The organism is Streptomyces sp. NPDC039736 (assembly GCF_055596485.1).
On sequence record NZ_JBVIUQ010000008.1, the window covers coordinates 247,491 to 260,751 of the forward strand.

Sequence of the window (13,261 nt, forward strand, 5' to 3'; positions counted from 1 at the left end):
AGTTGAGGGGTGAACGGCATGGCCAAGGACGGCAAGCATCGAAAGCCCGAGCGGCGGGAGTTCCTCGTCCTGCGCGTGGTGGCGCGCGAGCGGATCAGCCCGGGCTTCGTCCGCGTCACCCTGGGCGGCGAGGCCCTGAACCGCTTCGTGCCCATGGGGTACGACCAGTGGTTCCGGGTCTTCCTGCCCACGGCCGAGGGCGTGCTCCGCCTCCCGAAGCGCACCAGCGGGCTCTGGGCCGCGGAGTACCTGCTCATGTCCAAGGACACCCGCCCCATCGGCCGCAACTACACCGTCCGCGACCACCGCGCCGAGGGCCGCCACGGCGAAGGCGCCGAACTCGACGTCGACTTCGTCCTCCACGAGGACGCCGACGGCAGGCTCGGCCCCGCCTCGCAGTGGGCCCACGACGCGACGCCCGGCGACGAGATCGGCATCTTCGACGAGGGCATCACCTTCCTGCCCCCGGAGCGCACCGCCTGGCATCTGCTCGTCGGCGACGAGAGCGCGCTCCCCGCGATCCTCGGCATCCTCGGCTCGACCCCGTCCGACGTTCCCACCGAGGTCTACGTCGAACTCCCGGACGCCGACGACGCCCAGCCCGTCGCCACGCGCCCCGGCACCACCCTCCACTGGCTGACCCGGCCGCCCGGCACCCCCGTCGGCGACACGGCTCTCGCGGCCGTCCGCGCCGCCGCCTTCCCCCCGGGTCCCGGATACGCCTGGACCGCGGGCGGCCGGCACCTCGCCACCGGAGTCCGCCGCCACCTGGTCACCGAGCGGGGCTTCCCCAAGGACGCGGTGACCTTCACCGGTTACTGGCGCTGAGGCCGCCGGGATTCACAGGGCGAGCACGGGCCGTACCCGGAAGTCGTCCCAGGCGTCCTCCCCCTCCTCCCCGTACACGAACCGGGCCGTTCCCGGATTGCGGTGGGCGGTGGCCAGCGGCAGCCAGGCGAGCAGGTTCCCGTACCCGCCGCACACCGACTCGCCGCCGTCCCCGCCGTGCACCGATGCGGGATCAGCGCTCAACTCCGCGTGGTAGGTGTCGTATGCGATGCGCAGCCCGAAGGCGTTCGGCTCCCGGTGCGGACCGGTCCTGCTCCCGTACGGATCACAGTCGAGCGGGCATGCGTCACCCCACCGGAACAGGGTCTCCGCGCCCGCCCCGCACGCGTGCTCCCACTCGTCCGCGCTCGGCAGCCGCAGCCCCCGCGCAGCGAGGGCTTCCGACGCCTCCCCGGGAGGCCCGTCCAACTCCTCCGCCTCGACGGCCATCAGCACCGTCGGCAGCAGCGTCCTGCGCCGGGGGCTGAGCACCTGCGCGAGATGGGCCCGCAGATCCGGCCCCGGCGCGAGCCCCTGCGCCGCACTCGCCGCGAAGTCCGCCTCCTGCGCGGGCGTCGGCCGCCAAGCCCCCAGGTCGACCCCGAGTACCACCGCCCCGCCGGGTATCAGCGCGAACTCCCGCCCGTCACGCGCGATCCGAGCCCGGTGCAGCACCCCGCCGAGATGCGCGACGGTCTCCACGGAGACCACCCGGCCCCCCACCCGTCGTGCGGCCTCCTCGGCGGCACGCCGGGCGGCGGCCGGGGCAAGGGCCCGCCAGTCTTCGAAAGTCAGCTCGACCAGGTTCATGTGACGCAGTGTGACACTTGGGTCTGACAGCGCCCCACGACGGGCGGCAGGCAGCCGACGGAGGACGGCCATGACACCTGAGCCCGAGCCGCCCCCCGCCGTGCCCGAGCCGCACCCCGCCGTGCCCGAGCCGCACCCCCTCACACCCTCCAGCCCCCTGTCCACCCGCGCCCTGACCCGCGAGTCCGCCCGCGTCCGCCGCCTCCTGGCCACCGGGGCCTGGTGCCCCTCCGCCGCCGGCGCCCACGCGGCGGCAGCCGTCCTGGCCCGCCTCACCGCTCCGCTCCCGTCCCGGCGGGCAGCATCCGTACGCACGATCGTCACCGACCGCGACCGGCGGCTTCAGCGCGTCCTGCGCACCACCCTCCACCACCTCGACGCCCACGCGGTCGACCCGCCCGTCACCGCCCTCCTGGCAGCCGTCGCCCGAGCCCTCCTGCCGTGGCACGCCGCCCCGAAACCACCGGCCGCCGCCGCGGCGCCGAGATACGGGGAGCTGTCCGCCGCCCCGCCCACGGCGGCGGGTGAGGCCCTGCTCCCCGCGCTGAGCGCCCTGTTCACCGAGCTGGTCGCGCCGCACCCGCCCACCAGCACCCCGCGCCCACCCGCGACCGCCCCCTGGCAAGCCCACCACCCGGGCCGTTTCCGCCACTACGGCAGGCCTGCCCCGGGCGTGTGGACGGCCCGTACCTTCGCCTGTCCGGCCTGCGGCGACACGGACGGCCCGTGGACCGTGATCAGCGACTGGCGCCTGACCTCCCTGCGCTGCCCGTGCGGCGTGACCACTCACGACCACGGCCTCGCCCTCTCCGAGATCTGGCTCCTCCTGCCCGACGAGTGAGAGGGGCGGCCCGACCTCCCTCCCCGGCGAAAAACGAGCTTTGCATAAACCTGCACTCATACGTATAGTCATGCCATCGACAAGGAGGGTCCGATGGTGGTCAGGGCGGCAGTGGCGGGTGCGAGCGGATACGCGGGCGGGGAACTGCTGCGTTTCCTCCTCGTGCACCCCGGGGTGGAGATCGGAGCCCTCACGGGCCACTCCAACGCAGGTCAGACGCTCGGCAGCGTCCAGCCGCACCTCGCGCCGCTGGCGGACCGCGTCCTGGAGCCGACCACCGCCGAGGTGCTGTCCGGGCATGACGTCGTCTTCCTCGCACTGCCGCACGGCCAGTCGGCTGCGGTGGCCGAGCAGCTCGGCGACGAGGTCCTCGTCGTCGACATGGGGGCCGACTTCCGGCTCGCCGACGCCGCCGACTGGGAGAAGTTCTACGGCTCCCCGCACGCCGGCACCTGGCCCTACGGCCTGCCCGAACTGCCGGGCGCCCGTGCCGCGCTGAAGGGGTCCAAGCGCATCGCGGTGCCCGGTTGCTACCCGACGGCCGTCTCGCTGGCCCTCGTGCCGGTGTACGCCGCCGGACTTGCCGAGCCCGAGGCGGTGATCGTCGCCGCGTCCGGCACCTCGGGCGCCGGGAAGGCCGCGAAGCCGCACCTGCTCGGGTCCGAGGTCATGGGCTCCATGTCCCCGTACGGCGTGGGCGGCGGCCACCGGCACACCCCCGAGATGATCCAGAACCTGAGCGCGGCCGCGGGGGAGCGGGTCACCGTCTCCTTCACGCCGACGCTGGCCCCGATGCCGCGCGGCATCCTCGCCACCAGCAGCGCGAAGGCCCGGCCCGGGGTGACGTACGCGGACGTGCGCGCCGCCTATGAGAAGGCGTACGCCGACGAGTCGTTCGTCCGGCTCCTTCCCGAGGGGCAGTGGCCGGCCACCGCGTCCGTGTACGGCTCCAACGCCGCACAGATCCAGGTCGCGTACGACGAGGCGGCCCACCGGATCGTCGTCGTCAGCGCCATCGACAACCTCGCCAAGGGCACCGCCGGCGGCGCGGTGCAGAGCATGAACATCGCCCTCGGGCTCGACGAGTCCACCGGCCTTTCCCCGATCGGAGTGGCACCGTGAGCGTCGCACGCGCAGCCGCCGGGCCGCACTCGATCAGAAATCCCGCGCCGCTGCGCTGCGTGGGCGGAGAAGCGAACAAGGAGATGCAGTGAGCGTCACGGCAGCACAGGGATTCACGGCGGCGGGCATCGCCGCCGGGATCAAGGCGAACGGCAACCCGGACCTGGCCCTCGTGGTCAACACCGGACCGCGCCGGGCCGCCGCGGGCGTCTTCACCTCCAACCGCGTCAAGGCCGCCCCGGTCCTGTGGTCCGAGCAGGTTGTCAAGGGCGGTGAGATCGCGGCCGTCGTCCTCAACTCCGGCGGCGCCAACGCCTGCACCGGCCCCCGGGGCTTCCAGGACACCCACGCCACCGCCGAGAAGGCCGCCGACGTGCTGGGCGTCGGTGCGGGCGAGGTCGCCGTCGCGTCGACCGGGCTGATCGGCGTGCTCCTGCCCATGGACAAGCTGCTCCCCGGCATCGACAAGGCCGCCGCCGAGCTCTCCGTCCACGGCGGCGAGAAGGCCGCCATCGCCATCAAGACCACCGACACCGTGCACAAGACGTCCGTGCACACCAGCGAGGCGGGCTGGACGGTCGGCGGCATGGCCAAGGGCGCGGGCATGCTCGCCCCGGGACTGGCCACCATGCTGGTCGTCCTCACCACCGACGCCGACCTCGAAGCCCCCGTGCTCGACGCGGCGCTGCGCGACGCCACCCGGCAGACCTTCGACCGGGTCGACTCCGACGGCTGCATGTCCACCAACGACACCGTGCTGCTGCTCGCCTCGGGCGCGTCCGGGGTCGCCCCCGGCCAGGCCGAGTTCGCGGCGGCCGTGCGCACCGTCTGCGACGACCTCGCCCGCCAGCTCATCGGCGACGCCGAAGGGGCCAGCAAGGACATCCGCATCGAGGTGATCAACGCGGCCACCGAGGACGACGCCGTCGAGGTCGGCCGCTCCATCGCCCGCAACAACCTCCTCAAGTGCGCCCTGCACGGCGAGGACCCCAACTGGGGCCGGGTGCTGTCCGCCATCGGCACCACGAAGGCCGCCTTCGACCCGAACGAGCTCAACGTCGCCATCAACGGCGTCTGGGTCTGCAAGAAGGGCTCCGTCGGCGACGACCGCGACCTGGTCGACATGCGCTACCGGGAGATCAAGATCACCGCCGATCTCGCCGAGGGCTCCGAGTCCGCCGTGATCTGGGCGAACGACCTCACCGCCGACTACGTCCACGAGAACAGCGCGTACTCCTCATGAGCGGCCCCCAGAAGACCACGGCCCGCAAGCACACCGCCCTCCCCAAGGCGCAGATCCTCATCGAGGCCCTGCCCTGGCTCACCCGCCACCGGGGCAAGACCGTCGTCATCAAGTTCGGCGGCAACGCCATGGTCGACGAGGACCTGAAGGCGGCCTTCGCCCAGGACGTCGTCTTCCTGCACCACGCGGGCCTGAAGCCCGTCGTCGTGCACGGCGGCGGCCCGCAGATCAGCAGGCAACTGGACGCGGCGGGCATCGTCAGCGAGTTCAAGGCGGGCCTGCGGGTCACCAGCCCCGAAGCCATGGACGTCGTACGGATGGTCCTGGCGGGCCAGGTCCAGCGCGAGCTGGTCGGCCTGCTCAACCAGCACGGCCCCCTCGCCGTCGGCATCACCGGCGAGGACGCGCACACCATCACCGCCACCCAGCACTTCCCGCAGATCGACGGCGTGGCCGTCGACATCGGCCGGGTCGGCGAGATCACCGCGATCGACACGGGTGCCGTCGAGGCGCTCCTGGCGGACGGCCGCATCCCGGTCGTCTCCTCGATCGCCCGCTCCCAGGACGCCTCCGAGGGGGGACGTGTCTACAACGTCAATGCTGATACGGCGGCTGCGGCACTCGCTGCGGCGCTGGACGCCGAAACGCTGATGGTCCTGACCGACGTCGAGGGCCTCTACGAGGACTGGCCCCACAGCGACGACGTCATCAGCCGCCTCACCGCCACCGAACTGGAGAAGCTCCTCCCCGAGCTGGCCAGCGGCATGGTGCCCAAGATGCAGGGCTGCCTGCACGCCGTGCGCAACGGCGTGAACACCGCCCGCGTGATCGACGGGCGGGTCCAGCACTCGATCCTGCTGGAGATCTTCACGGACGAAGGAATCGGCACGATGGTCGTGCCCGACGAGCAGCTCACCCAGGGGGAATCATGAGCAACGCCGACCTCACCGGGCGGTGGCGGCACGCCCTCACCGACAACTACGGCACCCCGGAGCTGGCCCTCGTGCACGGTGCGGGCTCCACCCTCCGGGACGCCGACGGCAAGGAGTACGCCGATTTCGTCGGCGGTATCGCGGTCAACGCCCTCGGCCACGCCCACCCGGCGGTCGTCGAGGCCGTCTCCCGGCAGGTCGCCGCCCTGGGCCACGTCTCCAACCTCTACGTCGCCGAACCCCCCGTCGCGCTCGCCGAACGCCTCATCGAGCTCTCGGGGCGCCCCGGCAAGGTCTACTTCAGCAACTCGGGCGCCGAGGCCAACGAGGCCGCCTTCAAGATCGGCCGGCTCACCGGCCGCACCCACGTGGTCGCCACGACCGGCGGCTTCCACGGCCGCACCATGGGCGCGCTCGCCCTCACCGGCCAGGAGGGCAAGCGGACGCCGTTCCTCCCGCTCCCCGGCGAGGTCACCCACGTACCGTACGGAGACGTGGCGGCCCTGCGCGAGGCCGTCACCGAGGACACCGCACTGCTGGTCGTCGAGCCCATCCAGGGCGAACTCGGCGTCGTCGTGCCCCCGCCCGGCTACCTGCGGGCCGCCCGCGAGATCACCCGGGCCACCGGCACCCTGCTGGTTCTGGACGAGGTCCAGACCGGAACGGGCCGCACCGGCCACTTCCTCGCCCACCAGGCCGAGGAGGGCGTCGACCCCGACATCGTGACCCTCGCCAAGGCCCTGGGCGGCGGTCTTCCGCTGGGAGCCACGATCGCGTACGGAGCCTCCGCCGACCTCCTGCGGCCCGGCCACCACGGCTCCACCTTCGGCGGCAATCCGATCGCCTGCGCCGCCGGACTCGCCGTCCTGGACACGCTCGCCGCCGACGGGCTCCTCGACGCGGCCAAGCGCAAGGGCGAGAAGCTGCGCAACGGAATCCAGTCACTCGGACACCCGCTGGTGTCCCACGTCAGGGGGGCGGGCCTGCTCCTGGGTATCGTCTTGTCGGAGTCCCGCGCCCCCCAGGTGGCGCAGGCGGCTCAGGACGCCGGTTTCCTGGTGAACGCGCCCGCCCCGGATGTCGTACGGCTCATGCCCGCCCTGACCATCGGCGACGACATCCTGGACGCGTTCCTCCAAGCACTCCCCGGTGTTCTCGACACGGCACACGGGGACCGACGATCCGGAGAATGACGCAGATGACCGAGGCGCAGGCGCGGGACAACGACCACGGCGGCAACGGCGGCCCCGCCGTCCCCCAGACCCGGACCGCCCGCCACCGCCGGATCGTGGACATCCTCAACCGGCAGCCGGTGCGCTCGCAGAGCCAGCTCGCCAAGCTCCTCAGCGACGACGGGCTGAGCGTCACCCAGGCGACGCTCAGCCGCGACCTGGACGAGCTGGGCGCGGTGAAGATCCGCAACACCGGCGGCGAGCTGATCTACGCGGTGCCCAGCGAGGGCGGCTTCCGCACCCCGCAGGCGCCGCTGGGGGAGTCCGCCAAGGAGGAGCGGATGCGCCGCCTCTCCGCCGAGCTGCTGATCTCGGCGGAGGCCTCGGCCAACCTGGTCGTGCTGCGCACCCCGCCCGGGGCCGCCCAGTTCCTGGCCTCGGCCATCGACCAGGCGGAGCTGCGGGCGATCCTCGGCACGATCGCGGGCGACGACACGCTGATGCTGATCAGCCGCGACCCGGCGGGCGGCCAGGCCCTCGCCGACCACCTGCTGCGCCTCGCGCAGAAGGAGCGCTAGTCACTCCCCGCTCTTCCTGCTGCGGTACGACATCCAGGCGGCCACCAGCGCGCCCGACACGTTGTGCCACACCGAGAAGACCGCTGCGGGCAGCGCGGCCAGCGGGCTGAAGTGGGCGGTGGCCAGGGAGGCGGCGAGCCCGGAGTTCTGCATGCCGACCTCGAAGGCCATCGCCCGGCTCGCCGGCTTCCCGAGCCCGCCGAGTTTCCCGGCCCCGTAACCGAGGGCCAGCCCCAGCCCGTTGTGCAGCACCACGGCGACGAGGACGAGCAGCGCCGCCGACCTGATCGCGGCGGCACTGCCCGCCACCACCACGGCCACGATGACCGCGATCGTCCCGGCCGACAGCCACGGCAGCGCACCGAGCACCCGGTCCAGACGCCGCCCGGCCGCCAGCCGCACGACGAGCCCCGCCACCACCGGCAGCAGCACGGTCTTCAGGATGTCCCCGACCATCGCGCCCGCGTCGACCGACAGGTACTCCCCGGCCAGCAGCAGCGTCAGCGGCGGCGTGACCAGCGGGGCCAGCATGGTGGACACGGTCGCGACGGACACCGACAGCGCCACGTCTCCACGGGCCAGGTACGTCACCACGTTCGACGCGGTCCCGCTCGGCGCGCAGCCCACCAGGACGACGCCGGCGGCGAGCTGCGGCGGCAGGCTCAGCACGTGGGCGATGAGCCAGCCCAGCCCCGGCGTGATCACGTAGTGCGCGACCAGCCCGAGCAGCACCGCCCACGGCCGCTGCGCGACCCCCTGGAAGTCCACCGGCGTCATCGTCAGCCCCATGCAGAACATGACGACGCCCAGCAGGTACGGCACGGCGGCCCTCCCGTCGGCGAAGGCGCCCGGGGTCAGCAGCCCCAGCGCGCCGGCGGCGAGGACCAGGACCGGGAAGACGGTGACGGCCCGTCTGGCCGTCCGGTCCGCGTCGTCCCGGCTGTTCACAGCGGGTGTCTCGGAATCGGTGCGCACGGCGTGATGCAACGCCCGCGGGGCCCACCCGCGCAACACCGTCTCGATATGTGGTCGCTACACGTACGTGTCAGTAGCGGGTGATCGCCGTCCGCCCGCCCGTCGTCCCGATGGCGATGTGCGGCCCGCGTCCCGGATCGGCCCAGCGCAGGATCCGCCGCATGGCCTCCTTCGGCACGGACACACAACCGGCCGTCGCCCCGGCCCCGTCGACGTGCAGGAAGACGCCCGCGCCGCGCCCGCGCACGGGCCGGTCGTAGTTGAACGCGACCACGAGGGCGTGCGCGTACTGCGCCCCGTACGCGTCCAGCTTCTCGGACTCGCCCGCCCGGCAGTCCTTCGGCAACCCCTCCACCCACCGGTTGTACGACCGGGAGAGGTTGTCCTGGCACCACCAGGAATCCGGCCCGACCCGCCGGTACGCGACGTCGGTCCCCCTCGGCGCGGCCTCGGTCCCGAAGCCGTACGGCAGCGCGTACAGCCCGGTCGGCGTCGTGTTCGTGCCCTGCACGCGCGTGGCCCCCTCGGTGAGCCCCTTCGCCCCGAACCGCGCCGGAGCGCTCCCGGCCTCGACCCACCGGGCGCCCTGCCGCTCCCACCAGGTGACGGTCCCGGTGGTGGCGTGCGGGTCGTCGGCGACGGCGGTGACGAGCTGCCGCCCGCCGCCGGTGTCGGTCATCCGCTCGGGCAGCGGGGCCTCGGGGGCGCCGGGCCCGAGCAGACAGGACACCAGGACGGCACAGCCGGCGACGCGCGTGAGGATCATCCCCCGACGTTACGGAGCCTTCAGCGGCGGAAGCGGCAACGGCACTCCGGGAAGCCCGTCGATGCTGGTCGCCATGTCGTCCTTCCCCTCGAAGTACGCCGACAGCGACGCGTCGTCCTCCCGTGCGAACCGTGAGGTGTGGAGCGTGCGGTCCTCGTCGTACGTCATGAACGGGACGGCGTAGCCGCAGGTGTCCCGGACCTTCTCGGCCGTGACGACGACGACGGCCCGCAGCCCGTTCCGCGTGACGTCGTACCCGCCGAACCGTTCCAGCAGCTCCGGGAACCGGGGATCGTCCCGGAAGACCGGCTCACCGCGCCCGTGCACGCGCACGATGTTCGGCGGTCCCTCGAAGGCGCACCACATGAGGGTGATCCGCCCGTTTTCCCGCAGGTGCGCCACGGTCTCGGCGTTGGACCCCGCGAAGTCCAGGTAGGCGACGGTGTGTTCGTCGAGCACCACCCAGGAACCCTTGAGGCCCTTGGGGGGAGAGGTTGATGGTCCCGTCGCCCGCGAGGGGCGCGGTGGCGGTGAAGAAGACCGGCTGCGCCTCGATGAAGGCGCGCAGCCGCCCAGATATGTCGTCGTATGACTTTCCCATGGGGTCCATTCTTCGGCTCAAGTACTCTGCGGGACGCAGTGTTTCACCAGGTGGACGGGCGGCCGACGGCCGTCGGCCGGGACGGCCGCGCCACCGCGCGACGCGTCGGGCGCGGCACGGACGGAGGGGCCCGGACGCACCGCGTCCGGGCCCCTCCGTCCGTGCGTGGCGGGTGCTACTTCTTGGCCTCGGCCCACGCGTGCTGGGTCGCCAGGTCCGCCTTCACCTCGGCGAGCTGGACGGCGACCGCCGACGGGGCCGTGCCGCCGCGCCCGCTGCGGGAGGCCAGGGCGCCCGGGACGTTCAGCACCGTGCGCACCTCGGGCGTCAAGTGCTCGGAGATCTTGGCGAACTGCTCGTCCGTGAGCTGGTCGAGCTCGATGCCCTCCGCCTCGCACACCTGCACGCACCCGCCCGCCACCTCATGCGCCACCCGGAACGGCACCCCCTGCTTGACCAGCCACTCCGCGATGTCCGTGGCGAGCGAGAAGCCCGCCGGGGCCAGCTCCTCCATCCGCTCGCGGTGGACGGTGAGGGTGGCCATCATGCCGGTGAAGGCGGGCAGCAGGACTTCGAGCGTCTCGCAGGAGTCGAAGACCGGCTCCTTGTCCTCCTGGAGGTCCCGGTTGTACGCGAGGGGCAGGGCCTTGAGCGTGGCCATCAGGCCGGTCAGGTTGCCGATGAGGCGGCCCGACTTCCCCCGGGCCAGCTCGGCGATGTCGGGGTTCTTCTTCTGCGGCATGATCGAGGAGCCGGTGGAGAAGGCGTCGTGGAGGGTGACGAAGGAGAACTCCTTCGTGTTCCAGATGATGATCTCCTCGGCGATCCGGGAGAGGTTCACGCCGATCATCGCGGTGACGAACGCGAACTCGGCGACGAAGTCCCGGGAGGCCGTTCCGTCGATGGAGTTGCCGGCCGACCCGCGCTCGAAACCGAGGTCGGCGGCGACCGCCTCGGGGTCCAGGCCCAGCGAGGAGCCCGCCAGGGCCCCCGAGCCGTACGGGGACACGGCGGTACGGGTGTCCCACTGCCGCAGGCGCTCGGCGTCCCGGGACAGCGACTGCACGTGCGCGAGGACGTGGTGGGCGAAGAGCACGGGCTGGGCGTGCTGGAGGTGGGTGCGGCCCGGCATCGCCACGTCCGGGTGCGCCTCGGCCAGCCCGACCAGCGCGTCCTGGAGTTCGGCGAGCAGGCCGCCGATGATCCGGGCGTGGTCGCGCAGGTACATCCGGAACAGGGTGGCGACCTGGTCGTTGCGGGAGCGGCCGGCCCGGAGCTTGCCGCCGAGGTCGGCGCCGAGGCGCTCGATGAGACCCCGCTCCAGCGCCGAGTGGACGTCCTCGTCGGCGATGGTGCCGGTGAAGTCGCCCGAGGCGACGTCCGCCTCGAGCAGGTCGAGCCCGGCCAGCATGCGGGTCAGCTCGTCGGCGGTGAGCAGTCCGGCCCTGGCGAGGACGCGGGCGTGGGCGCGGGACCCGGCGATGTCGTACGGCGCGAGCACCCAGTCGAAGTGGACGGACGCGGACAGCTTGGCCAGGGCCTCGGCCGGACCGTCGGCGAACCGGCCGCCCCAGAGCCGGCCTTCACCGGTGTTGCTGCTCACAGCTGGAACTCCTCAAGAGGTGTCGATGGGCGGTCCCCTCCCCGCGCGGAGGTACGGGGAGGAAACACGTCGTGGGCGTAACGAGTGACCGTCGGACGAGGTCGCTCCGGGCCGCGGCACCCCGACGTCGGTAGGCATAACTATGCGGAGGTCTGTATGTTTTGTCAAAGTGTTCACGGCGGGCGCACCGGGGCCGGGCGGAGTTCCGGACGATCTCCCCCGGATGCTTCGCGAATCCCCCGCCAACGAGCGGGCAGGCGCAAGAACGCCGATGCTGGAGACGATTTCCGCGATTCCCGCCGGAGCGAAGGAGCAGTGGACACGATGACGCGACCGAGGATTGTGGTGGTCGGCGCAGGATTCGTAGGAGTCGAGTGCCTGCACCGCCTGGAACGCAAGCTCTCCCCGCGCGACGCCGAACTGATCCTGATCTCCCCCCAGGACTACCAGCTCTACCTCCCCCTGCTCCCTCATGTGGCCGCCGGGGTGCTGACCCCCCAGTCCGTCGCGGTCTCGCTGCGCCGCCGCCTGCGCCGCACGAAGATCGTGCCGGGCGTGGCCATCGGCATCGACGCCGAGGCGAAGGTGTGCATCGTCCGCAAGACGACGGGCGAGATCACCGCCAAGCCGTACGACCACCTGGTCATCGCCGCCGGGTCCACGACCCGCACCTTCGACATCCCGGGCCTCACCGACCACGCGCTGGGCGTCAAGACGCTCGGGCAGGGCGCGTACATCCGCGACCACGTCATCGAGCAGCTCGACCTCGCGGCGGCGGCCGTGGACGAGGAGGAGCGCCGGGCGCGCCTGCAGTTCGTGGTGGTGGGCGGCGGTTACGCGGGCGTGGAGACGGCCGCCTGCCTGCAGCGCCTGACCACCAACGCGCTCAAGCGCTACTCCCGGCTGGACCCCTCCCTGGTCCGCTGGCACCTGGTCGACGTGGCCCCGCGGCTGCTGCCCGAACTGGGCGAACGGCTCGGCGTCAAGGCGATGGCGATGCTGCGCGAACGCGGCATCGAGTTCTCGCTGGGCACGTCGGTGGCCTCGGTCGACGACACCTGCGTCAAGCTGACGGACGGCCGCTCCCTCCCCTCGCGCACGCTCATCTGGACGGCGGGCGTCGCCGCGTCCCCGCTGGTCACCACGCTCGGCGCGGAGACGGTCCGGGGCCGGATCATCTCCTCCGACCAGTTGAAGGTGCCGGGTTACGACGGTCTGTACGCGGCCGGCGACGTGGCGGCGGTGCCGGACGTGGCCAAGGGCGGCGACGCGATCTGCCCGCCGACCGCCCAGCACGCGCAGCGGCAGGGCAAGGTGCTGGCCGACAACATCGTCGCGAGCATGACCGGCGCGCCCCTGAAGCCGTACATCCACAAGGACCTGGGCCTGGTGGTGGACCTGGGCGGCGCCGACGCGGTCTCCAAGCCGCTGGGCGTCGAACTGCACGGGCTGCCCGCGCAGGTGGTGGCGCGCGGCTACCACGTGATGGCCCTCCCCACGCTCACCGCGCGGGCACGCGTGCTCGTCAACTGGGGGCTTAACGCGGTGGCGGGCGACGACTTCGTCCGTACCGGGTTCCAGGACAACAAGCCGAAGACGCTGCAGGACTTCGAGCGGACGAAGTCGTACCTGTCGCCGGAGGAGGTCAAGGCGTACGGGGCCGAGGTCCGCGCCCAGGCCTGACCGCCCGCACGGACAGGTCTCCCTCGCCCCGCCCCGGGCCCGGACGCGGTTCCCACCGCCCTCCGGACCCGGGGCGGTCGCGTGCTTGAGACGTTTCCGTCTCACCC

The 13,261-nt window shown here is 72.6% G+C and carries 12 protein-coding genes and 1 pseudogene; 8 read left to right on the plus strand and 5 right to left on the minus strand.

All coding sequences use genetic code 11. The features are described from left to right. Positions 1-18: 18 nt before the first annotated feature. Positions 19-828 (plus strand): siderophore-interacting protein, encoded by an 810-nt coding sequence (locus ACZ56L_RS25355; protein ID WP_345224787.1) that lies wholly within the window; start codon positions 19-21, stop codon positions 826-828. Positions 829-840: 12 nt separating this feature from the next. Here the strand turns inward: ACZ56L_RS25355 and ACZ56L_RS25360 are convergent, their stop codons facing one another. Beyond that, positions 841-1,638: a hypothetical protein gene (locus ACZ56L_RS25360; RefSeq protein WP_471066532.1), complete on the minus strand. Its 798-nt coding sequence runs from the start codon at positions 1,636-1,638 to the stop codon at positions 841-843. 70 nt (positions 1,639-1,708) lie between these two features. Here ACZ56L_RS25360 and ACZ56L_RS25365 point away from each other — a divergent pair, with 70 nt between their 5' ends. The 6 genes from ACZ56L_RS25365 (at position 1,709) to ACZ56L_RS25390 (ending at position 7,526) form a co-directional block, all read left to right on the plus strand. Further along, positions 1,709-2,479: a hypothetical protein gene (locus ACZ56L_RS25365; protein WP_471066534.1), complete on the plus strand. Its 771-nt coding sequence runs from the start codon at positions 1,709-1,711 to the stop codon at positions 2,477-2,479. Positions 2,480-2,572: 93 nt separating this feature from the next. After that, complete coding sequence (gene argC / locus ACZ56L_RS25370; protein ID WP_471066536.1) at positions 2,573-3,601, plus strand: N-acetyl-gamma-glutamyl-phosphate reductase; 1,029 nt, start codon at positions 2,573-2,575, stop codon at positions 3,599-3,601. An 88-nt stretch (positions 3,602-3,689) separates the two neighbouring features. Next, entirely contained in the window at positions 3,690-4,844 is a 1,155-nt protein-coding gene (gene argJ / locus ACZ56L_RS25375; protein WP_468688153.1) for a bifunctional glutamate N-acetyltransferase/amino-acid acetyltransferase ArgJ, read from the plus strand. Continuing rightward, positions 4,841-5,776, plus strand: coding sequence for an acetylglutamate kinase (argB, locus tag ACZ56L_RS25380; protein ID WP_345224795.1), 936 nt, complete (start codon positions 4,841-4,843; stop codon positions 5,774-5,776). Before argJ ends, argB begins: the two co-directional genes overlap by 4 nt. Next, complete coding sequence (locus ACZ56L_RS25385; protein ID WP_345224797.1) at positions 5,773-6,969, plus strand: acetylornithine transaminase; 1,197 nt, start codon at positions 5,773-5,775, stop codon at positions 6,967-6,969. The genes argB and ACZ56L_RS25385 overlap by 4 nt, the downstream gene beginning before the upstream one ends. Before the next feature lie 5 nt (positions 6,970-6,974). Then, a complete protein-coding gene (locus ACZ56L_RS25390) occupies positions 6,975-7,526 on the plus strand; it encodes an arginine repressor (RefSeq protein WP_345226648.1) in 552 nt (183 codons plus the stop codon). Here the strand turns inward: ACZ56L_RS25390 and ACZ56L_RS25395 are convergent, their stop codons facing one another. From ACZ56L_RS25395 to argH, 4 genes and pseudogenes are all read right to left on the minus strand, one after another. Beyond that, positions 7,527-8,501 (minus strand): bile acid:sodium symporter family protein, encoded by a 975-nt coding sequence (locus ACZ56L_RS25395; RefSeq protein ID WP_471066538.1) that lies wholly within the window; start codon positions 8,499-8,501, stop codon positions 7,527-7,529. Between the two features lie 70 nt (positions 8,502-8,571). Continuing rightward, positions 8,572-9,267, minus strand: a complete 696-nt coding sequence (locus tag ACZ56L_RS25400) for a L,D-transpeptidase family protein (RefSeq protein ID WP_471066540.1) — start codon at positions 9,265-9,267, stop codon at positions 8,572-8,574. A 9-nt stretch (positions 9,268-9,276) separates the two neighbouring features. Then, positions 9,277-9,868, minus strand: a pseudogene (locus ACZ56L_RS25405) (pyridoxamine 5'-phosphate oxidase family protein). Between the two features lie 175 nt (positions 9,869-10,043). Beyond that, complete coding sequence (gene argH / locus ACZ56L_RS25410) at positions 10,044-11,471, minus strand: argininosuccinate lyase (protein ID WP_345224807.1); 1,428 nt, start codon at positions 11,469-11,471, stop codon at positions 10,044-10,046. Between the two features lie 324 nt (positions 11,472-11,795). On the opposite strand from argH, the gene ACZ56L_RS25415 reads away from it, so the two are divergent. Continuing rightward, a complete protein-coding gene (locus ACZ56L_RS25415) occupies positions 11,796-13,154 on the plus strand; it encodes an NAD(P)/FAD-dependent oxidoreductase (RefSeq protein WP_471066543.1) in 1,359 nt (452 codons plus the stop codon). Positions 13,155-13,261 lie beyond the last annotated feature (107 nt).